Below are 15117 nucleotides of genomic sequence, written 5' to 3'. Positions count from 1 at the left end.
GGACTCGCTGCGCGCGACGCGCGATCCGGGGGGCGCGTGTTCTCGACGGATGCGGGTGCGGCGCCGGAGCCCGGGTTTGACCTGCGTCACCCTCGGGGTATTCTCTCCGGCTCGATTGGCGGACCCCCTGCCCCATATGGCAGACTGTCCGAGTTGCTCGGTCGAGTGTTGATGCTGCGCGCCTCCCGCCGGGAGGACCGGAAGCGAGTCCCACAGTACTCGTCGCCCTAACTGCCGTAAGGCAGCGCTGGGGCGGACGTACGGGAATCTTTCGGGAAGTGTCAGTGCGGCGCCGGCCAGGCACCCGGTGGACCTCCTAGTCCCCGGCTTGCGGTTCCGGAAGGGCCGTGCTCCCAGGCAAGGGATGTTCGAACAAGGGGCATCTGTGTCAGCGAGAGCGCGACACGCCCGACCGCGTGGGTCGGAGCGGGAGACAGGGACACCGGGTTCCAGAGCGTTACGAGACAAAGGACTACTGAGTAGCCATGGCGGGACAGAAGATCCGCATCCGGCTCAAGGCCTACGACCACGAGGTCATCGACTCCTCGGCGAAGAAGATCGTCGAGACGGTGACCCGCACTGGTGCGTCGGTCGCGGGCCCGGTGCCGCTGCCCACTGAGAAGAACGTGTACTGCGTCATCAAGTCGCCGCACAAGTACAAGGACTCGCGCGAGCACTTCGAGATGCGCACGCACAAGCGCCTGATCGACATCCTCGACCCGACGCCCAAGACCGTTGACTCTCTGATGCGACTCGACCTCCCGGCCGGTGTCGACATCGAGATCAAGCTCTAGGGGCCGGTGATCTGAGAATGGCTAAGCAGATCAAGGGCATCCTGGGCGAGAAGCTCGGCATGACGCAGGTGTGGGACGCGAACAACCGTGTTGTTCCGGTCACCGTCGTCAAGGCCGGCCCGAACGTCGTCACCCAGGTCCGCACGAACGACGCCGACGGCTACGAGTCCGTCCAGATCGCGTTCGGCGACATCGACCCGCGCAAGGTGAACAAGCCCCTCAAGGGCCACTTCGCCAAGGCCGACGTCACCCCCCGTCGCCACCTCGTCGAGATCCGCACCGCGGACGCCGCCGAGTACACCCTCGGCCAGGAGATCACCGCTGAGGTGTTCGAGGCCGGCGTGAAGGTCGACGTGACCGGCAAGAGCAAGGGCAAGGGCTTCGCCGGTGTCATGAAGCGTCACAACTTCAAGGGCCTCGGCGCCGGACACGGCACCCAGCGCAAGCACCGCTCGCCCGGTTCCATCGGTGGCTGCGCCACCCCGGGCCGCGTGTTCAAGGGCCTCCGCATGGCGGGTCGCATGGGCAACGAGCGGGTCACCACCCAGAACCTGACCGTCCACGCCGTTGACGCGGAGAAGGGTCTGCTGCTCATCAAGGGCGCTGTCCCCGGTCCGAACGGCGGCCTCGTCCTGGTCCGCACCGCGGCCAAGGGGGCCTGAGGTAACCGATGAGCACTGTTGACATCCTTTCGCCTGCCGGCGAGAAGACCGGTAGCGTCGAGCTCCCCGCGGAGATCTTCGGCGTGGAGAAGGTCAGCATCCCGCTGATCCACCAGGTCGTCGTTGCGCAGAACGCGGCTGCCCGTCAGGGCACGCACAAGACCAAGACCCGTGGCGAAGTCCGTGGTGGTGGCAAGAAGCCTTACCGCCAGAAGGGCACCGGCCGCGCCCGTCAGGGCTCGACCCGCGCGCCGCAGTTCGCCGGTGGTGGCGTCGTGCACGGTCCCGTGCCGCGCGACTACTCGCAGCGCACCCCGAAGAAGATGAAGGCTGCCGCTCTGCGTCACGCCCTCACGGACCGGGCCCGCGCGAACCGCATCCACGTCGTCACCGGCGTGATCGAGGGCGAGACCCCCTCCACCAAGGCCGCCAAGGCTCTGTTCGGCAAGATCAGCGAGCGTAAGAACCTCCTGCTGATCGTCGACCGTGCCGACGAGGCCGCGTGGCTGTCCGCCCGCAACCTGCCCCAGGTGCACATCCTGGAGCCGGGCCAGCTGAACACGTACGACGTGATCGTCTCGGACGACGTGGTCTTCACCCAGGCCGCTTTCGAGTCCTTCGTCGCCGGCCCGAAGGCCAACGACACCGAAGGGACTGAGGTCTGATGGCCGTCCGTCACCCCTCCATTGCCTCGAAGGCTGCCAAGGCCGCCAAGGCCGCGCGCGTCGCCAAGGCGCGTCGTCACGCCGCCGAGGGCAAGAACACCGTCGAGACCCCGGTCAGCAAGTCCTTCACGGACCCCCGTGACGTGCTGCTGAAGCCGGTCGTCTCCGAGAAGAGCTACGCGCTTCTCGACGAGGGCAAGTACACGTTCATCGTTGCCCCGAGCGCCAACAAGACCCAGATCAAGCAGGCCGTCCAGGCGGTCTTCGACGTCAAGGTCACTGGGGTCAACACGATCAACCGCCAGGGCAAGCGCAAGCGCACCCGCACCGGCTTCGGCCAGCGCGCGGGTACCAAGCGCGCGATCGTGACCCTCGCCGAGGGCGACCGTATCGACATCTTCGGCGGTCCGACCGCCTAAGGGCGGTCCGGATCGTCCGATATCGGACGAGGACTGAGAAATGGGAATCCGCAAGTACAAGCCGACTACGCCGGGCCGTCGTGGCTCCAGCGTCGCCGACTTCGTCGAGGTCACGCGGTCCACGCCGGAGAAGTCGCTGGTCCGCCCGCTGCACAGCAAGGGCGGCCGTAACAACGCCGGTCGTGTGACCGTTCGCCACCAGGGTGGCGGACACAAGCGCGCCTACCGAGTGATCGACTTCCGTCGTCACGACAAGGACGGCGTGCCGGCGAAGGTCGCGCACATCGAGTACGACCCCAACCGCACCGCGCGCATCGCGCTGCTGCACTACGCCGACGGCGAGAAGCGCTACATCCTCGCCCCGCGCAACCTGCAGCAGGGTGACCGCGTCGAGAACGGTCCCGGGGCCGACATCAAGCCGGGCAACAACCTGGCGCTCCGCAACATCCCGGTCGGTACCACGATCCACGCGATCGAGCTCCGTCCCGGTGGCGGCGCCAAGTTCGCCCGCTCCGCCGGTGCCTCCGTGCAGCTGCTCGCGAAGGAGGGCTCGATGGCCCACCTCCGCATGCCTTCCGGTGAGATCCGCCTGGTCGACCAGCGCTGCCGCGCCACGGTCGGCGAGGTCGGCAACGCCGAGCAGAGCAACATCAACTGGGGCAAGGCCGGTCGTAAGCGCTGGCTGGGCGTTCGTCCGACCGTTCGCGGTGTGGCGATGAACCCGGTTGACCACCCCCACGGTGGTGGTGAGGGCAAGACCTCCGGTGGTCGCCACCCGGTCAGCCCCTGGGGTCAGAAGGAAGGTCGTACTCGTTCGCCCAAGAAGGCGTCGAACAAGTACATCGTCCGCCGCCGCAAGACGAACAAGAAGCGCTAGGAGCGGGTTTAGATGCCGCGCAGTCTCAAGAAGGGGCCCTTCGTCGACGGACACCTCATCAAGAAGGTGGACGCCCAGAACGAAGCCGGCACCAAGAACGTCATCAAGACCTGGTCCCGTCGCTCCATGATCGTGCCGGCCATGCTCGGCCACACGCTCGCGGTGCACAACGGCAAGACCCACATCCCGGTGTTCGTCACCGAGTCGATGGTCGGCCACAAGCTCGGCGAGTTCTCGCCGACGCGCACCTTCCGGGGCCACGTCAAGGACGACCGGAAGTCGAAGCGCCGCTAGTAGCGGATCGCATTCAGACACGTAAGTAACTGAGAGGGACAACCATGGAAGCCAGGGCCCAGGCGCGGTACATCCGCGTTACGCCCATGAAGGCCCGCCGCGTGGTGGACCTTATCCGTGGCATGGATGCCACGGAGGCTCAGGCTGTTCTGCGATTCGCTCCGCAGGCAGCCTCAGTGCCCGTCGGCAAGGTGCTCGACAGCGCCATCGCCAACGCCGCGCACAACTACGACCACCCGGACGCCTCCTCGCTGGTGATCAGCGAGGCGTACGTTGACGAGGGCCCGACCCTGAAGCGGTTCCGTCCGCGTGCCCAGGGCCGTGCCTACCGGATCCGCAAGCGGACCAGCCACATCACTGTGGTCGTCAGCAGCAAGGAAGGAACCCGGTAATGGGCCAGAAGGTTAACCCGCATGGGTTCCGGCTCGGTGTCACCACGGACTTCAAGTCCCGGTGGTACGCCGACAAGCTGTACAAGGACTACGTCAAGGAAGACGTCGCCATCCGTCGGATGATGACGTCCGGCATGGAGCGCGCCGGCATCTCGAAGGTGGAGATCGAGCGCACCCGTGACCGCGTGCGGGTGGACATCCACACCGCTCGTCCGGGCATCGTCATCGGCCGCCGTGGCGCCGAGGCCGACCGCATCCGCGGTGACCTCGAGAAGCTCACGGGCAAGCAGGTCCAGCTGAACATCCTCGAGGTCAAGAACCCCGAGACCGACGCTCAGCTGGTTGCGCAGGCCGTTGCCGAGCAGCTCTCCTCCCGCGTCTCCTTCCGCCGCGCCATGCGTAAGAGCATGCAGTCGGCGATGAAGGCCGGCGCCAAGGGCATCAAGATCCAGTGCGGTGGCCGCCTCGGTGGCGCCGAGATGTCCCGCTCGGAGTTCTACCGCGAGGGCCGTGTGCCCCTGCACACGCTCCGCGCGAACGTGGACTACGGCTTCTTCGAGGCCAAGACGACCTTCGGCCGCATCGGTGTGAAGGTCTGGATCTACAAGGGCGATGTCAAGAACATCGCCGAGGTCCGCGCCGAGAACGCTGCGGCCCGTGCGGGTAACCGCCCGGCCCGCGGTGGTGCCGACCGCCCGGCCCGTGGTGGCCGTGGTGGCGAGCGGCGCGGTCGCAAGCCGCAGCAGGCTGCCGGCGCCGAGGCCCCCAAGGCCGAGGCCCAGGCGTCCGCTCCGGCTGAGAGCACCGGAACGGAGGCCTGACCGAAATGCTGATCCCCCGTAGGGTCAAGCACCGCAAGCAGCACCACCCCAAGCGCTCCGGCGCTGCCAAGGGTGGCACGACGGTTGCGTTCGGCGAGTACGGCATCCAGGCGCTCACCCCGGCCTACGTGACGAACCGTCAGATCGAGGCCGCTCGTATTGCCATGACGCGTCACATCAAGCGTGGTGGCAAGGTCTGGATCAACATCTACCCGGACCGTCCCCTCACCAAGAAGCCTGCCGAGACCCGCATGGGTTCCGGTAAGGGTTCTCCGGAGTGGTGGATCGCCAACGTCAAGCCCGGACGCGTGATGTTCGAGCTGTCGTACCCCAACGAGAAGATCGCCCGTGAGGCTCTGACTCGCGCCGCCCACAAGCTGCCGATGAAGTGCCGGATCGTCAAGCGCGAGGCAGGTGAAGCGTGATGTCGGCCGGTACCAAGGCGTCCGAGCTGCGCGAGCTGGGCAACGAGGAGCTTCTTGCGAAGCTCCGCGAGGCCAAGGAAGAGCTGTTCAACCTCCGCTTCCAGGCGGCGACCGGTCAGCTCGAGAACCATGGCCGTCTGAAGGCGGTCCGCAAGGACATCGCGCGGATCTACACCCTGATGCGCGAGCGTGAGCTGGGCATCGAAACGGTGGAGAACGCCTGATGAGCGAGAAGAACGTGACTGAGAACGCAGAGGCGCGCGGTTTCCGCAAGACCCGTGAGGGTCTCGTCGTCAGCGACAAGATGGACAAGACCGTCGTCGTCGCCGTCGAGGACCGCGTGAAGCACGCGCTGTACGGCAAGGTCATCCGCCGTACGAACAAGCTCAAGGCGCACGACGAGCAGAACGCCGCGGGCGTCGGCGACCGTGTCCTCCTCATGGAGACCCGGCCGCTGTCCGCGACGAAGCGCTGGCGCGTCGTCGAGATCCTCGAGAAGGCCAAGTAATTCCTGCGGGGTATCCCGCAGGACAGTTCCGCCAGGCTCGGCAGGGGTGCTCGTACTGAGCCCCCTGCCGGGAACCGGCAGACAAACAGGAGATAGACGTGATCCAGCAGGAGTCGCGACTGCGCGTCGCCGACAACACTGGTGCGAAGGAAATCCTTTGCATCCGTGTGCTCGGTGGCTCCGGTCGCCGCTACGCGGGCATCGGTGACGTCATCGTCGCCACCGTCAAGGACGCGATCCCCGGTGGCAACGTGAAGAAGGGTGACGTCGTCAAGGCGGTCATCGTTCGCACCGTCAAGGAGCGCCGCCGTCCGGACGGCTCGTACATCCGCTTCGACGAGAACGCCGCCGTCATTCTGAAGAACGACGGCGACCCTCGCGGCACCCGCATCTTCGGCCCGGTCGGCCGTGAGCTGCGCGAGAAGAAGTTCATGAAGATCATCTCGCTCGCGCCGGAGGTGCTGTAAGCATGAAGATCAAGAAGGGCGACCTGGTCCAGGTCATCACCGGTAAGGACAAGGGCAAGCAGGGCAAGGTCATTGCCGCTTACCCGCGCGACGAGCGTGTCCTGGTCGAGGGTGTCAACCGGGTCAAGAAGCACACCAAGGCCGGCCCGACCGCTCGCGGTTCGCAGGCCGGCGGCATCGTCACGACCGAGGCGCCGATCCACGTCTCCAACGTCCAGCTGGTCGTTGAGAAGGATGGCAACAAGGTCGTCACGCGTGTCGGTTACCGCTTCGACGACGAAGGCAACAAGATCCGCGTTGCCAAGCGGACGGGTGAGGACATCTGATGGCTACCACCACCACTCCGCGTCTGAAGACGAAGTACCGCGAGGAGATCGCGGGCAAGCTGCGTGACGAGTTCAAGTACGAGAACGTCATGCAGGTTCCCGGCCTCGTCAAGATCGTGGTCAACATGGGTGTGGGCGACGCCGCCCGCGACTCCAAGCTGATCGAGGGCGCGATCCGCGACCTCACCACGATCACCGGTCAGAAGCCGGCCGTCACCAAGGCCCGCAAGTCCATCGCGCAGTTCAAGCTGCGTGAGGGCCAGCCGATCGGTGCCCACGTCACGCTCCGTGGCGACCGCATGTGGGAGTTCCTGGACCGCACCCTGTCGCTCGCGCTCCCGCGCATCCGCGACTTCCGTGGTCTGTCCCCCAAGCAGTTCGACGGCCGTGGCAACTACACCTTCGGTCTCACCGAGCAGGTCATGTTCCACGAGATCGACCAGGACAAGATCGACCGTACCCGGGGTATGGACATCACCGTGGTGACCACGGCGACCAACGACGCTGAGGGCCGCGCGCTCCTTCGTCACCTCGGCTTCCCGTTCAAGGAGGCGTGAGCGAGATGGCGAAGAAGGCTCTGATTGCCAAGGCTGCTCGCAAGCCCAAGTTCGGTGTGCGTGGCTACACGCGCTGCCAGCGCTGCGGCCGTCCGCACTCCGTGTACCGCAAGTTCGGCCTGTGCCGCGTGTGCCTTCGTGAGATGGCTCACCGTGGCGAGCTGCCGGGCGTGACCAAGAGCTCCTGGTAATCCCCCTAATAAGGGATTCCGGAGTCTCTCGGTAAGCATCTGGGTGGACAGGGGCCCACCCCCGCATGGCTTAGGCTTGTGGGGTTGGGCGCCTGTCACGCCCGTACGACTTACTACGCCGTAGGTCCACCGCGCCGCACCCGTCCCGTCTCGGATCGGGGAGAGGGATGGCGCACCAGGAAACCCCGGCGAGAGAGGCCGAAGGCCAATTCATGACCATGACTGATCCGATCGCAGACATGCTTACGCGTCTGCGGAACGCGAACTCGGCATACCACGACTCCGTGACGATGCCGGCATCGAAGATCAAGTCGCACATCGCGGAGATCCTCCAGCAGGAGGGCTTCATCACGGGCTGGAAGGTCGAGGACGCCGAGGTCGGCAAGAACCTCGTCCTGGAGCTGAAGTTCGGCCCCAACCGTGAGCGCTCCATCGCGGGCATCAAGCGGATCTCCAAGCCCGGTCTCCGGGTGTACGCGAAGTCCACCAACCTGCCGAAGGTGCTCGGCGGCCTCGGCGTGGCGATCATCTCCACGTCGCACGGGCTTCTCACCGACAAGCAGGCCGGCAAGAAGGGCGTAGGCGGAGAAGTCCTCGCCTACGTCTGGTAGCAGAAGGGAACGGAGGAAACAGCTATGTCGCGCATCGGCAAGCTCCCCATCGCGGTTCCCGCCGGCGTGGACGTCACCATCGACGGCCAGGCGGTCTCGGTCAAGGGCCCCAAGGGCACGCTGACCCACACCGTCGTGGCGCCGATCGAGATCGCCAAGGGTGAGGACGGCGTGCTCAACGTCACCCGCCCCAACGACGAGCGTCAGAACAAGGCCCTGCACGGCCTGTCCCGCACGCTGGTGGCGAACATGATCACCGGCGTGACCCAGGGTTACGTGAAGAAGCTCGAGATCAGCGGTGTCGGTTACCGCGTTGTCGCCAAGGGTTCGAACCTGGAGTTCTCCCTCGGTTACAGCCACCCGATCCTGGTCGAGGCGCCCGAGGGCATCACCTTCAAGGTGGAGGCCCCCACGCGCTTCTCCGTCGAGGGCATCGACAAGCAGAAGGTCGGCGAGGTTGCGGCCAACATCCGCAAGCTGCGCAAGCCCGACCCGTACAAGGCCAAGGGCGTCAAGTACGAGGGCGAAGTCATCCGCCGCAAGGTCGGAAAGGCGGGTAAGTAAGCCATGGCATACGGACAGAAGATCCTCAAGGGCGACGCCTACAAGCGCGCCGCGATCAAGCGCCGCCACATCCGGATCCGTAAGCACATCAACGGAACGGCGGAGCGTCCGCGTCTGGTCGTTACCCGCTCGAACCGCCACATCGTGGCCCAGGTGATCGACGACCTCAAGGGTCACACCCTTGCGTCGGCGTCCACCCTGGACACCTCGATCCGCGGTGGCGAGGGCGACAAGTCCGCGCAGGCCAAGCAGGTCGGAGCCCTGGTCGCCGAGCGCGCCAAGGCCGCCGGCGTCGAGGCCGTCGTATTCGACCGTGGTGGCAACCAGTACGCCGGGCGCATCGCCGCCCTGGCGGACGCCGCCCGCGAAGCCGGACTCAAGTTCTGAGCCGCTTCCGTAGCTAGCGGAAAAAGAGAGAGGTAATTCCAATGGCTGGACCCCAGCGCCGCGGTGGCGGTGCCGGTGGCGGCGAGCGGCGGGACCGGAAGGGCCGTGACGGTGGCGCAGCTGCCGCCGAGAAGACCGCTTACGTTGAGCGCGTTGTCGCGATCAACCGTGTCGCCAAGGTTGTGAAGGGTGGTCGTCGCTTCAGCTTCACCGCGCTGGTCGTGGTGGGCGACGGTGACGGCACCGTGGGTGTCGGTTACGGCAAGGCCAAGGAGGTGCCGGCCGCGATCGCCAAGGGTGTTGAAGAGGCCAAGAAGCACTTCTTCAAGGTCCCCCGTATCCAGGGCACCATCCCGCACCCGATCCAGGGTGAGAAGGCTGCCGGCGTCGTGCTGCTCAAGCCCGCGTCGCCCGGTACCGGTGTTATCGCCGGTGGTCCGGTGCGTGCCGTGCTCGAGTGCGCCGGTATCCACGACATCCTGTCGAAGTCGCTCGGCTCCGACAACGCGATCAACATCGTGCACGCGACCGTGGAGGCCCTGAAGGGCCTGCAGCGTCCCGAGGAGGTCGCGGCCCGCCGTGGCCTGCCGCTCGAGGACGTCGCCCCCGCGGCTCTTCTCCGTGCGCGTGCCGGGGCGGGTGCGTAATCATGGCGCAGCTCAAGATTACGCAGGTCAAGTCCTACATCGGCAGCAAGCAGAACCACCGTGACACCCTGCGCTCCCTTGGTCTCAAGGGCATCAACACGCAGGTCGTCAAGGAGGACCGCCCCGAGTTCCGCGGCATGGTGCACACCGTCCGCCACCTCGTGTCGGTCGAGGAGGTCGACTGATCATGGCGGAGAACAACCCGCTCAAGATCCACAACCTCCGTCCCGCCCCGGGCGCCAAGACCGCCAAGACCCGTGTGGGTCGTGGTGAGGCGTCGAAGGGTAAGACGGCCGGTCGTGGTACCAAGGGTACGAAGGCTCGTTACCAGGTTCCGGAGCGCTTCGAGGGTGGCCAGATGCCCCTCCACATGCGTCTCCCGAAGCTGAAGGGCTTCAAGAACCCGTTCAAGACCGAGTTCCAGGTCGTGAACCTCGACAAGCTGGCCGCGCTCTACCCCGAGGGTGGCGAGGTCACGGTCGAGGGTCTGGTGGCCAAGGGGGCCGTTCGCAAGAACAGCCTCGTCAAGGTCCTCGGCCAGGGCGAGATCTCCGTGGCGCTGCAGGTGACGGTCGACGCCGTCTCCGGCTCCGCCAAGGAGAAGATCACCGCCGCCGGCGGTACCGTCACCGAGCTCGTCTGAACACTTCAGGCGACTCGATGACTTGAGCGATCCCGACCGGGGATACCCCACAAATGGGGTATCCCCGGTTGGTCGTTCCAAGGGGGGCGGTCTCGCCGGTAAGGTGGCCTGCACTGCCTACTTTTACTGATTGCTTCTTGTGAGGCACTCTGAGCGGCAGTTGACCGTTAGCTAAGTCGTTCCTATTAGTCGAACCTCAAGACCGTCACCCTTGACGCAGTTGCGCGGGGGTCGCAGGAGGCACCGTGCTCACCGCGTTCGCCCGGGCGTTCAAGACGCCCGACCTGCGCAAGAAGCTGCTCTTCACTCTCGCCATCATCGTGGTGTACCGCATCGGTACACACATTCCGATCCCTGGCGTCGACTACACGGCCGTCCAGACCTGCATCGACCAGGCCAGCACCAACACGGGTCTGTTCGGTCTGGTCAACATGTTCAGCGGCGGCGCACTGCTTCAGATCACGATCTTCGCGCTCGGCATCATGCCGTACATCACGGCGAGTATCATCCTTCAGCTGCTGACCGTCGTGATCCCGCGCCTGGAAGCCCTCAAGAAGGAGGGCCAGGCCGGTACCGCCAAGATCACGCAGTACACCCGCTACCTGACGGTGGCGCTCGCCATCCTGCAGGGCACCGGCCTGGTGGCCACCGCCCGCAGCGGCGCGCTCTTCCAGGGTTGCGCGGTCGCCGGCCAGATCGTCCCGGACCAGTCGATCTTCAAGACCATCACCATGGTCATCACCATGACCGCCGGTACGGCCGTCGTCATGTGGCTCGGTGAGCTGATCACCGACCGCGGCATCGGCAACGGCATGTCGATCCTGATGTTCATCTCGATCGCCGCGACCTTCCCGTCCGCCCTGTGGGCCATCAAGCAGCAGGGCAACCTGGCCGACGGCTGGATCGAGTTCGGCACCGTCATCGCGGTGGGCCTGGTCATGGTCGGCCTGGTCGTCTTCGTCGAGCAGGCGCAGCGCCGAATTCCGGTGCAGTACGCGAAGCGCATGATCGGCCGCCGTTCCTACGGCGGTACGTCGACGTACATCCCGCTCAAGGTGAACCAGGCGGGCGTGATTCCCGTCATCTTCGCGTCGTCGCTGCTCTATATTCCGGCGCTGATCGTGCAGTTCTCCAACAATCAGGAGTCCGGCTGGGCGACCTGGGTCACACAGAACCTGGCCGACACGGGGGCACCCGTGCACGTCACCCTGTATTTCTTCCTGATTGTCTTCTTCGCGTTCTTCTACGTGGCTATCTCGTTCAACCCCGAGGAAGTCGCGGACAACATGAAGAAGTATGGTGGCTTCATCCCGGGCATCCGGGCTGGCCGACCGACCGCTGAGTACCTTTCGTACGTACTCAACCGGATCACCTGGCCGGGCTCGCTGTACTTGGGTCTGATCGCTCTCGTGCCGACGATGGCGTTGGCTGGTTTCGGGGCAAACCAGAACTTCCCGTTCGGTGGTACCAGCATCCTGATCATCGTGGGTGTCGGTCTTGAAACGGTGAAGCAGATCGAGAGCCAGCTCCAGCAGCGCAATTACGAAGGGTTCCTCCGCTGATGCGTATCGTCCTCGTCGGGCCGCCGGGTGCCGGCAAGGGAACGCAGGCCGCGTTCCTCGCCAAGAACCTGTCGATCCCGCACATCTCCACGGGCGACCTGTTCCGCGCCAACATCAGCCAGCAGACGGAGCTCGGGAAGCTCGCGAAGTCCTACATGGACGCGGGCAACCTGGTGCCGGACGAGGTCACCATCGGGATGGCCAAGGACCGCATGGAGAAGCCGGACGCCGAGAACGGCTTCCTGCTGGACGGTTTTCCCCGCAACGTGTCCCAGGCCGAGGCTCTGGACGAGATGCTCCAGTCCGAGAGCATGAAGCTGGACGCGGTCCTGGACCTGGAAGTCCCCGAGGAAGAGGTCGTCAAGCGGATCGCCGGGCGGCGGATCTGCCGCAAGGACTCCAGCCACGTCTTCCACGTGACGTACAGCAAGCCGAAGCAGGAGGGCGTCTGCGACGTCTGCGGCGGCGAGCTGTACCAGCGTGACGACGACTCGGAGGAGACGGTCCGCAAGCGTCTCGAGGTCTACCACACGCAGACCGAGCCGATCATCGACTACTACAAGTCGCAGGGGCTGGTCGTCACCATCTCCGCGCTGGGCAAGGTCGAAGAGGTCACGGCGCGCGCCATGGAGGCGCTCAAGCGTGACGAGGACGGCAAGTAGGAGCGTTCCAGCTCGTACGCAGCACAAGCCGCGGTTCCCTCAGAGGGGACCGCGGCTGCTGCGTGGGGCGGGGCGTCCCGGCTCCGCCCTTATGGTTGAAGCAGTCCCTCCACCCGGCAGGAAAGGCCCCCGACCCCATGGTGCAGATCAAGACCCCCGAGCAGATCGCCAAGATGCGTGAGGCGGGGCTGGTCGTCGCCGCCATTCACGCGGCCACGCGCGAGGCCGCGGTGCCCGGGGCCAGCACCAAGGATCTGGACGAGGTCGCCCGCAAGGTGCTCGCGGAGCACGGTGCCAAGTCGAACTTCCTCGGCTACGGCGGCTTCCCCGCGACCATCTGCACCTCGGTGAACGACGTGGTCGTCCACGGCATCCCGTCCGAGGACGTCGTCCTGAAGGACGGCGACATCATCTCCATCGACTGCGGCGCCATCATCGACGGCTGGCACGGCGACGCCGCCTACACCGCCTTCGTGGGCTCCGGTCACGCTCCGGAGCTGGTCGAGCTCTCCCGGGTGACCGAGGAGTCGATGTGGGCCGGGATCGCGGCCATGAAGCAGGGCAACCGCCTGGTCGACGTCTCCCGTGCCATCGAGACCTACATCCGCCGCCAGCCGAAGCCCGGCGGCGGCCGCTACGGCATCATCGAGGACTACGGCGGCCACGGCATCGGCACCGAGATGCACATGGACCCGCATCTGCTGAACTACGTGGAGCGCCGGCGGGGGAAGGGGCCGAAGCTGGTCACCGGCTTCTGCCTCGCGATCGAGCCGATGGTGTCCCTGGGCACCCCGAAGACCGAGGTCCTCTCGGACGACTGGACGGTCATCACCACCGACGGCACCTGGTCCTCGCACTGGGAGCACTCCGTCGCGCTGACCGAGGAGGGCCCGCTCGTGCTGACGGCCCCCGACGGCGGCAAGGCGAAGCTGGCCGAGCACGGGATCGTCGCTGCGCCGGATCCGCTGGCCTGAGTGCCCTTCCGCGGACGGCGTGCTTAATGATCTGCCGGTCAGGGCAGGATTCCTCGATTCGTCTTTCCGGGTGCGCTGACGTAGACTGACTCGTCGGCTCTCGTGCACCCGCATGTCCGCATGCACCCGTAAGGGAAAGCACAGGAGTCGATCAAGGTAGTCGATTCCGAAGGGCGAAGCGTGGCCAAGAAGCAAGGTGCCATCGAGATCGAGGGCACTGTCGTCGAGTCTCTGCCGAACGCCATGTTCAAGGTCGAGCTCCAGAACGGCCACCAGGTCCTGGCACACATCAGCGGCAAGATGCGTATGCACTACATCCGCATCCTCCCTGACGACCGGGTCGTGGTGGAGTTGTCTCCGTACGACCTGACGCGTGGCCGGATCGTCTACCGCTACAAGTAGATCTTGCCCGCACTCCGTTCCGGCGGGGTGGTGGCACTGACCCGGAGAACCTCAATCCCATGAAGGTCAAGCCGAGCGTCAAGAAGATCTGCGACAAGTGCAGGGTGATCCGCCGTCACGGTCGGGTCATGGTCATCTGCGAGAACCCGCGCCACAAGCAGCGCCAGGGCTGACGCACGACCGATCCCTCTGCATCCATCGCAGAGATTCGCGCGACGCAAGCTGAATATGTTCATACGCAGAACCCAGGTGAACCTTCGCCTGACACCCCCGGTTCGGAGGCCGGGGACCCAGTTCGTACCTCGTACGGCGGCTGGGAATCGGTTCTGCGGAAGACCTCCGAAGATCACCAGGAGCCATTGAATGGCACGCGTTTCCGGTGTTGACATCCCGCGCGAAAAGCGCGTGGAGGTCGCCCTGACCTACGTGTTCGGTATTGGCCGGACGCTCTCCCAGCAGACGCTGGCCGAGACCGGCATCGACCCGAACACGCGCGTTCGCGACCTCTCCGAGGAGCAGCTCGTCGCGATTCGTGAGTACGTCGACAACAACATCAAGACCGAGGGTGACCTCCGTCGCGAGATCCAGGCCGACATCCGCCGCAAGGTCGAGATCGGTTGCTACCAGGGTCTCCGTCACCGTCGCGGTCTGCCCGTCCGCGGTCAGCGCACCAGCACGAACGCCCGTACCCGCAAGGGCCCGCGTCGCGCCATCGCCGGCAAGAAGAAGCCGGGCAAGAAGTAGTCCACAGCGGACTTCGCCGTCCAGCGGTCTTCGCTGTAGGACCGACCACCTCCCGTAGGAGTACAGATGCCCCCCAAGGGTCGTCAGGGCGCTGCCAAGAAGGTGCGCCGCAAGGAAAAGAAGAACGTCGCTCACGGCCACGCGCACATCAAGAGCACGTTCAACAACACGATCGTCTCCATCACGGACCCCTCGGGCAACGTGATCTCCTGGGCCTCCGCCGGCCACGTCGGCTTCAAGGGCTCCCGCAAGTCCACGCCGTTCGCCGCGCAGATGGCCGCCGAGTCGGCTGCCCGCCGCGCGCAGGAGCACGGCATGCGCAAGGTCGACGTGTTCGTCAAGGGCCCGGGTTCCGGTCGTGAGACCGCCATCCGTTCGCTCCAGGCGACCGGTCTCGAGGTCGGCTCCATCCAGGACGTCACCCCGACCCCGCACAACGGCTGCCGTCCGCCGAAGCGTCGTCGCGTCTGACGCACGGCTGCTTCGCGCAGGCTTCGGGTTCGGGCGGTACGGCTCTTCGGGG

The 15117-nt window shown here is 65.7% G+C and carries 28 protein-coding genes; all 28 read left to right on the top strand.

The genetic code is table 11. The features are described 5' to 3' along the window. Positions 1–485 precede the first annotated feature (485 nt). The 28 genes from rpsJ to rpsK all read left to right on the top strand — a co-directional run bounded on the left by rpsJ (position 486) and on the right by rpsK (position 15065). Positions 486–794, top strand: a complete 309-nt coding sequence (gene rpsJ, locus ACGFW6_RS21785) for a 30S ribosomal protein S10 (RefSeq protein WP_003948644.1) — start codon at positions 486–488, stop codon at positions 792–794. Between the two features lie 17 nt (positions 795–811). Then, positions 812–1456 carry a 50S ribosomal protein L3 gene (gene rplC / locus ACGFW6_RS21780; protein WP_030952368.1) on the top strand — a complete coding sequence of 215 codons (645 nt, stop codon included), beginning with the start codon at positions 812–814 and terminating at the stop codon, positions 1454–1456. A gap of 8 nt (positions 1457–1464) precedes the next feature. After that, positions 1465–2121 (top strand): 50S ribosomal protein L4, encoded by a 657-nt coding sequence (rplD, locus tag ACGFW6_RS21775; RefSeq protein ID WP_393512160.1) that lies wholly within the window; start codon positions 1465–1467, stop codon positions 2119–2121. Continuing rightward, on the top strand, positions 2121–2540 hold the full coding sequence (gene rplW / locus ACGFW6_RS21770) for a 50S ribosomal protein L23 (RefSeq protein ID WP_393512157.1): 420 nt from the start codon (positions 2121–2123) through the stop codon (positions 2538–2540). The genes rplD and rplW overlap by 1 nt, the downstream gene beginning before the upstream one ends. Before the next feature lie 40 nt (positions 2541–2580). After that, entirely contained in the window at positions 2581–3417 is an 837-nt protein-coding gene (rplB, locus tag ACGFW6_RS21765; protein WP_007494772.1) for a 50S ribosomal protein L2, read from the top strand. Positions 3418–3429: 12 nt separating this feature from the next. Continuing rightward, positions 3430–3711: a 30S ribosomal protein S19 gene (rpsS, locus tag ACGFW6_RS21760; protein ID WP_030952374.1), complete on the top strand. Its 282-nt coding sequence runs from the start codon at positions 3430–3432 to the stop codon at positions 3709–3711. A 44-nt stretch (positions 3712–3755) separates the two neighbouring features. Beyond that, complete coding sequence (rplV, locus tag ACGFW6_RS21755) at positions 3756–4103, top strand: 50S ribosomal protein L22 (RefSeq protein WP_026290933.1); 348 nt, start codon at positions 3756–3758, stop codon at positions 4101–4103. Beyond that, positions 4103–4924: a 30S ribosomal protein S3 gene (gene rpsC / locus ACGFW6_RS21750; RefSeq protein ID WP_380853521.1), complete on the top strand. Its 822-nt coding sequence runs from the start codon at positions 4103–4105 to the stop codon at positions 4922–4924. The genes rplV and rpsC overlap by 1 nt, the downstream gene beginning before the upstream one ends. A gap of 5 nt (positions 4925–4929) precedes the next feature. Beyond that, positions 4930–5349 (top strand): 50S ribosomal protein L16, encoded by a 420-nt coding sequence (gene rplP / locus ACGFW6_RS21745; protein WP_030967307.1) that lies wholly within the window; start codon positions 4930–4932, stop codon positions 5347–5349. After that, positions 5349–5573, top strand: a complete 225-nt coding sequence (gene rpmC, locus ACGFW6_RS21740; protein WP_007494763.1) for a 50S ribosomal protein L29 — start codon at positions 5349–5351, stop codon at positions 5571–5573. The genes rplP and rpmC overlap by 1 nt, the downstream gene beginning before the upstream one ends. After that, a complete protein-coding gene (gene rpsQ, locus ACGFW6_RS21735) occupies positions 5573–5857 on the top strand; it encodes a 30S ribosomal protein S17 (protein ID WP_018543912.1) in 285 nt (94 codons plus the stop codon). Before rpmC ends, rpsQ begins: the two co-directional genes overlap by 1 nt. A 98-nt stretch (positions 5858–5955) precedes the next feature. After that, on the top strand, positions 5956–6324 hold the full coding sequence (gene rplN / locus ACGFW6_RS21730) for a 50S ribosomal protein L14 (protein WP_003998823.1): 369 nt from the start codon (positions 5956–5958) through the stop codon (positions 6322–6324). Positions 6325–6326: 2 nt separating this feature from the next. Then, positions 6327–6650, top strand: a complete 324-nt coding sequence (rplX, locus tag ACGFW6_RS21725) for a 50S ribosomal protein L24 (protein ID WP_053674523.1) — start codon at positions 6327–6329, stop codon at positions 6648–6650. Beyond that, positions 6650–7207: a 50S ribosomal protein L5 gene (rplE, locus tag ACGFW6_RS21720; RefSeq protein ID WP_015658460.1), complete on the top strand. Its 558-nt coding sequence runs from the start codon at positions 6650–6652 to the stop codon at positions 7205–7207. Before rplX ends, rplE begins: the two co-directional genes overlap by 1 nt. A 5-nt stretch (positions 7208–7212) precedes the next feature. Beyond that, positions 7213–7398 (top strand): type Z 30S ribosomal protein S14, encoded by a 186-nt coding sequence (locus tag ACGFW6_RS21715; RefSeq protein ID WP_003948630.1) that lies wholly within the window; start codon positions 7213–7215, stop codon positions 7396–7398. 212 nt (positions 7399–7610) lie between these two features. After that, complete coding sequence (gene rpsH / locus ACGFW6_RS21710) at positions 7611–8009, top strand: 30S ribosomal protein S8 (protein WP_007384075.1); 399 nt, start codon at positions 7611–7613, stop codon at positions 8007–8009. Positions 8010–8033: 24 nt separating this feature from the next. Next, positions 8034–8573: a 50S ribosomal protein L6 gene (rplF, locus tag ACGFW6_RS21705; RefSeq protein WP_393512148.1), complete on the top strand. Its 540-nt coding sequence runs from the start codon at positions 8034–8036 to the stop codon at positions 8571–8573. Positions 8574–8576: 3 nt separating this feature from the next. After that, the gene (gene rplR / locus ACGFW6_RS21700; protein WP_030967303.1) at positions 8577–8960 is read left to right on the top strand and encodes a 50S ribosomal protein L18; all 384 of its coding nucleotides are present in this window, start codon (positions 8577–8579) and stop codon (positions 8958–8960) included. A 41-nt stretch (positions 8961–9001) separates the two neighbouring features. Further along, positions 9002–9607: a 30S ribosomal protein S5 gene (gene rpsE, locus ACGFW6_RS21695; protein ID WP_015658456.1), complete on the top strand. Its 606-nt coding sequence runs from the start codon at positions 9002–9004 to the stop codon at positions 9605–9607. Positions 9608–9609: 2 nt separating this feature from the next. Then, the gene (rpmD, locus tag ACGFW6_RS21690; protein WP_006140898.1) at positions 9610–9792 is read left to right on the top strand and encodes a 50S ribosomal protein L30; all 183 of its coding nucleotides are present in this window, start codon (positions 9610–9612) and stop codon (positions 9790–9792) included. Positions 9793–9794: 2 nt separating this feature from the next. Further along, positions 9795–10250 carry a 50S ribosomal protein L15 gene (rplO, locus tag ACGFW6_RS21685; RefSeq protein WP_003974249.1) on the top strand — a complete coding sequence of 152 codons (456 nt, stop codon included), beginning with the start codon at positions 9795–9797 and terminating at the stop codon, positions 10248–10250. 245 nt (positions 10251–10495) lie between these two features. Then, on the top strand, positions 10496–11812 hold the full coding sequence (gene secY / locus ACGFW6_RS21680) for a preprotein translocase subunit SecY (protein ID WP_393512144.1): 1317 nt from the start codon (positions 10496–10498) through the stop codon (positions 11810–11812). Continuing rightward, entirely contained in the window at positions 11812–12474 is a 663-nt protein-coding gene (locus ACGFW6_RS21675) for an adenylate kinase (protein WP_393512141.1), read from the top strand. The genes secY and ACGFW6_RS21675 overlap by 1 nt, the downstream gene beginning before the upstream one ends. A 137-nt stretch (positions 12475–12611) precedes the next feature. After that, complete coding sequence (map, locus tag ACGFW6_RS21670; protein WP_393512138.1) at positions 12612–13448, top strand: type I methionyl aminopeptidase; 837 nt, start codon at positions 12612–12614, stop codon at positions 13446–13448. A 180-nt stretch (positions 13449–13628) separates the two neighbouring features. Continuing rightward, positions 13629–13850: a translation initiation factor IF-1 gene (gene infA / locus ACGFW6_RS21665; protein WP_003948620.1), complete on the top strand. Its 222-nt coding sequence runs from the start codon at positions 13629–13631 to the stop codon at positions 13848–13850. Between the two features lie 59 nt (positions 13851–13909). Then, positions 13910–14023: a 50S ribosomal protein L36 gene (gene rpmJ, locus ACGFW6_RS21660; protein ID WP_003998809.1), complete on the top strand. Its 114-nt coding sequence runs from the start codon at positions 13910–13912 to the stop codon at positions 14021–14023. Positions 14024–14213: 190 nt separating this feature from the next. After that, on the top strand, positions 14214–14594 hold the full coding sequence (rpsM, locus tag ACGFW6_RS21655) for a 30S ribosomal protein S13 (RefSeq protein ID WP_020135802.1): 381 nt from the start codon (positions 14214–14216) through the stop codon (positions 14592–14594). Positions 14595–14660: 66 nt separating this feature from the next. Continuing rightward, positions 14661–15065, top strand: coding sequence for a 30S ribosomal protein S11 (rpsK, locus tag ACGFW6_RS21650; protein WP_003956432.1), 405 nt, complete (start codon positions 14661–14663; stop codon positions 15063–15065). Positions 15066–15117 lie beyond the last annotated feature (52 nt).

Origin of the sequence: Streptomyces sp. Y7, from assembly GCF_043195415.1 — a bacterium.
Taxonomy (GTDB): domain Bacteria; phylum Actinomycetota; class Actinomycetes; order Streptomycetales; family Streptomycetaceae; genus Streptomyces.
This window is presented reverse-complemented; position numbering and strand designations above follow the sequence as displayed.

What these genes read in the sequence shown, in the direction of transcription:
- rpsE (WP_015658456.1), top strand. Translation starts at nt 9,002, where the DNA reads ATGGCTGGACCCCAGCGCCGCGGTGGCGGTGCCGGTGGCGGCGAGCGG.
- rplC (WP_030952368.1), top strand. Translation starts at nt 812, where the DNA reads ATGGCTAAGCAGATCAAGGGCATCCTGGGCGAGAAGCTCGGCATGACG.
- rpmJ (WP_003998809.1), top strand. Translation starts at nt 13,910, where the DNA reads ATGAAGGTCAAGCCGAGCGTCAAGAAGATCTGCGACAAGTGCAGGGTG.
- rplD (WP_393512160.1), top strand. Translation starts at nt 1,465, where the DNA reads ATGAGCACTGTTGACATCCTTTCGCCTGCCGGCGAGAAGACCGGTAGC.
- rpmD (WP_006140898.1), top strand. Translation starts at nt 9,610, where the DNA reads ATGGCGCAGCTCAAGATTACGCAGGTCAAGTCCTACATCGGCAGCAAG.
- rpsH (WP_007384075.1), top strand. Translation starts at nt 7,611, where the DNA reads ATGACCATGACTGATCCGATCGCAGACATGCTTACGCGTCTGCGGAAC.
- rpsQ (WP_018543912.1), top strand. Translation starts at nt 5,573, where the DNA reads ATGAGCGAGAAGAACGTGACTGAGAACGCAGAGGCGCGCGGTTTCCGC.
- rpsJ (WP_003948644.1), top strand. Translation starts at nt 486, where the DNA reads ATGGCGGGACAGAAGATCCGCATCCGGCTCAAGGCCTACGACCACGAG.
- rpsK (WP_003956432.1), top strand. Translation starts at nt 14,661, where the DNA reads ATGCCCCCCAAGGGTCGTCAGGGCGCTGCCAAGAAGGTGCGCCGCAAG.
- rplO (WP_003974249.1), top strand. Translation starts at nt 9,795, where the DNA reads ATGGCGGAGAACAACCCGCTCAAGATCCACAACCTCCGTCCCGCCCCG.
- map (WP_393512138.1), top strand. Translation starts at nt 12,612, where the DNA reads ATGGTGCAGATCAAGACCCCCGAGCAGATCGCCAAGATGCGTGAGGCG.
- rpmC (WP_007494763.1), top strand. Translation starts at nt 5,349, where the DNA reads ATGTCGGCCGGTACCAAGGCGTCCGAGCTGCGCGAGCTGGGCAACGAG.
- rpsC (WP_380853521.1), top strand. Translation starts at nt 4,103, where the DNA reads ATGGGCCAGAAGGTTAACCCGCATGGGTTCCGGCTCGGTGTCACCACG.
- ACGFW6_RS21675 (WP_393512141.1), top strand. Translation starts at nt 11,812, where the DNA reads ATGCGTATCGTCCTCGTCGGGCCGCCGGGTGCCGGCAAGGGAACGCAG.
- ACGFW6_RS21715 (WP_003948630.1), top strand. Translation starts at nt 7,213, where the DNA reads ATGGCGAAGAAGGCTCTGATTGCCAAGGCTGCTCGCAAGCCCAAGTTC.
- rplW (WP_393512157.1), top strand. Translation starts at nt 2,121, where the DNA reads ATGGCCGTCCGTCACCCCTCCATTGCCTCGAAGGCTGCCAAGGCCGCC.
- rpsM (WP_020135802.1), top strand. Translation starts at nt 14,214, where the DNA reads ATGGCACGCGTTTCCGGTGTTGACATCCCGCGCGAAAAGCGCGTGGAG.
- rplF (WP_393512148.1), top strand. Translation starts at nt 8,034, where the DNA reads ATGTCGCGCATCGGCAAGCTCCCCATCGCGGTTCCCGCCGGCGTGGAC.
- rplB (WP_007494772.1), top strand. Translation starts at nt 2,581, where the DNA reads ATGGGAATCCGCAAGTACAAGCCGACTACGCCGGGCCGTCGTGGCTCC.
- rplV (WP_026290933.1), top strand. Translation starts at nt 3,756, where the DNA reads ATGGAAGCCAGGGCCCAGGCGCGGTACATCCGCGTTACGCCCATGAAG.
- rplE (WP_015658460.1), top strand. Translation starts at nt 6,650, where the DNA reads ATGGCTACCACCACCACTCCGCGTCTGAAGACGAAGTACCGCGAGGAG.
- rpsS (WP_030952374.1), top strand. Translation starts at nt 3,430, where the DNA reads ATGCCGCGCAGTCTCAAGAAGGGGCCCTTCGTCGACGGACACCTCATC.
- rplR (WP_030967303.1), top strand. Translation starts at nt 8,577, where the DNA reads ATGGCATACGGACAGAAGATCCTCAAGGGCGACGCCTACAAGCGCGCC.
- rplX (WP_053674523.1), top strand. Translation starts at nt 6,327, where the DNA reads ATGAAGATCAAGAAGGGCGACCTGGTCCAGGTCATCACCGGTAAGGAC.
- rplP (WP_030967307.1), top strand. Translation starts at nt 4,930, where the DNA reads ATGCTGATCCCCCGTAGGGTCAAGCACCGCAAGCAGCACCACCCCAAG.